This window comes from Prevotella sp. TCVGH (genome assembly GCF_023522295.1).
GTDB lineage: Bacteria > Bacteroidota > Bacteroidia > Bacteroidales > Bacteroidaceae > Prevotella > Prevotella timonensis.
In genome coordinates, this window is sequence record NZ_QFFX01000120.1 from 1 (window position 1) to 2,892 (window position 2,892).

Here is a 2,892-nt window from a genome sequence, read left to right on the forward strand (position 1 = left end):
TTCATCATTATCGTCACTATGAGGGTCTACGTCTGCTACCCTCTGTCTGTGAAGAGATAATAATTCAGCAGACCCTACTTAGATGTGATTCGAAGTGCATTTGAAATCGAAGAGGTAAAGATTGATAAGCCCGTAATCATCAAAAAATATGAAGAGAGAGGCTTTAAGGTTAAAGCTCTTCGCATTGATGGAGCTAATAAGCAAAAATACGCTATCAAGAAGAAAGCTATTTTGCGCGTAACAGATTTGAGTTACGAAAACATTAGACATATCACAGCCAGCAAACTTTTAGAGGTACTTGACCGTAACTTTGGCGGTGGATGGGACTCGTTATCGCAAAGCATTAAGGACATTATTGAAAGCGGATTCGACATCAGTACAACCACATTGCCGCAGAATAGACTGCATAACGCAGGAGGAATGTATGAGAAAAAAGTAAATGATGGCTTTGAAGTCTTAGAGATTGCAAAGGGAGCATGGGTAGAAGCGATCTTTGCTAAAGCGAAACCAGAGATGGAAAAGAAATCTTCAAAATTATCTTCTGCAAAATCTGATTCAGACGATGAATTCGACTTCAATGAAAAGAGAGCATTGGACGAAGGAAAAGACATAGAGGACAGCGAGGAAGATGATGACGACACGTTCGACGAAGACAAGCTTACCGAAGAAAGCTATCGCACTACATTTGATTCAGAACCAGAAGACTTAGACTTAGAAGCTGAAGATGTAGCAGACGATGAAGAATTCTAAATCTTAACTTTTTATACGCACAACAAATTAATATGAGAAGGTGTATTGATAGATACATCTTCTTTTTTTTATCTGATTCTAAAGGAGTGACATCAACAAACGGAAAGGTTAAACCGTAATTTTCATTCAAGACAAATGACAGAAGAACATCTAACGCAAAAAACTCTTACCTTTTCGGGGTAAGAGTTTCTATAAGTTGAGCGTTGATTGTTTCCTAATCTTTGTTGAGTCGTTTGCGCTCAGTATGGTCGAGTGTAGTTTTTCGCATGCGCATACTCTTGGGAGTTACCTCCAAAAGTTCGTCAGCCTTGATATATTCAAGACATTCTTCCAAGCTCATCTCCACCTTAGGTATCACACGAGCCTTGTCATCAGAGCCGCTGGCACGAACGTTTGTAAGCTGTTTGGCTTTGGTTACATTGATGACCAAGTCGTTATCATGCACATGTTCGCCTACCACTTGACCCGCATACACCTCTTCTCCTGGGTCGATAAAGAACTTACCACGGTCTTGAAGCTTATCAATAGAATAAGCGTATGCCGTACCTGTCTCCATGGCAATCATACTTCCGTTGACACGACGTGTAATTTCGCCCTTGAAAGGCTGATACTCCTTAAAGCGATGTGCCATAATAGCTTCGCCTTGTGAGGCTGTCAACACATTGGTGCGAAGTCCCATGATGCCTCTTGAGGGTATGTCAAATTCTATATTTGTACGTCCTCCTTGGCTTTCCATCGATGTCATTTCTCCCTTTCGACGCGTCACCATGTCAATCATTTTGCTGGAGAACTCTTCTGGAACATTAATGGTTAGCTCTTCAATAGGTTCGTAACACTTCCCTTCTATCTCCTTGTAAATAACCTGAGGTTGTCCCACTTGCAGTTCATACCCTTCGCGTCGCATGGTTTCTACCAGCACACTAAGGTGCAAAACTCCACGTCCGCTCACAATCCACTTATCGGTTGCATCCTCGAAAGGACGTACCCGAAGTGCCAAGTTCTTTTCCAATTCCTTGTTTAGGCGGTCGTTGATGTGGCGCGAAGTAACGTATTTTCCTTCCTTCCCAAAGAATGGCGAATCGTTAATTGTGAACAACATGCTCATCGTTGGTTCATCAATAGCGATGGGAGGTAATGGTTCTGGATTTTCAAAGTCGCAAATCGTGTCGCCAATTTCGAACTTCTCAAGACCTATAACTGCACAAATATCACCGCTGTCCACATGGTCAGTCTTCACGTGAGACATTCCTTCAAAGGTGTGAAGTTCTTTAATTTTTGTGCGTTCTTGCGTCCCGTCACGGTGACAAATGGTAACATTCATCCCGCCAGTAAGTACACCTCTATGCACTCTACCTACAGCAATACGCCCTGTATAGTTGGAATAATCTAAGCTGGTAATCAGCATTTGCGGTGTTCCCTCAAGCTGCTTCGGGGCTGGAATAACTTCTACGATTTTATCTAACAGATATTCGATATTGTCTGTGGGCTGCTTCCAATCTTCAGACATCCATCCATTTTTGGCAGAACCGTAAACAACAGGGAAATCTAATTGATCTTCTGTCGCATTCAAAGAGAACATCAAATCGAATACCATCTCATATACTTCATCGGGACGACAATTCGGTTTGTCCACCTTGTTTACTACCACGATGGGTTTTAGACCAATCTGTAATGCCTTTTGCAGCACAAACCGAGTCTGTGGCATCGGTCCTTCGAAAGCATCCACCAACAAAATACAGCCGTCTGCCATATTGAGTACACGTTCCACTTCACCACCAAAATCAGAGTGACCGGGAGTATCTATAATATTAATTTTTACACCTTTCCAGTTGATAGAAACGTTCTTGGAGAGAATCGTGATACCTCGTTCACGTTCCAAATCGTTTGAGTCTAATACCTGTCCACTGTTATCCTGTCCATCACGGAACAATTTTCCTGCTAACATCATCTTATCTACCAACGTAGTTTTACCGTGGTCGACATGAGCAATGATTGCAATATTTCTAATGTCTTGCATGTTTTAATCCTTAAAACGTTATTCCGTGCAAAGGTAATGCTTTTAATTCATAATTCTTCTATGTTGCTTTCCAAATAATTGGAAAATATTTGTAATTTATTAACTGTTCATTATCATTCACTTAG

1 protein-coding gene and 1 pseudogene are annotated in these 2,892 nt (G+C 41.4%); one reads left to right on the forward strand and one right to left on the reverse strand.

Features of this window, described 5'->3' with window-relative positions:
* Window positions 1-69: 69 nt before the first annotated feature.
* A pseudogene (locus tag DEM91_RS12295) lies at window positions 70-750 on the forward strand (hypothetical protein); the annotation flags it as partial.
* Window positions 751-964: 214 nt separating this feature from the next.
* Here DEM91_RS12295 and typA read toward each other — a convergent pair.
* On the reverse strand, window positions 965-2,767 hold the full coding sequence (gene typA, locus DEM91_RS12300; protein WP_249859099.1) for a translational GTPase TypA: 1,803 nt from the start codon (window positions 2,765-2,767) through the stop codon (window positions 965-967).
* Between the last annotated feature and the right edge of the window lie 125 nt (window positions 2,768-2,892).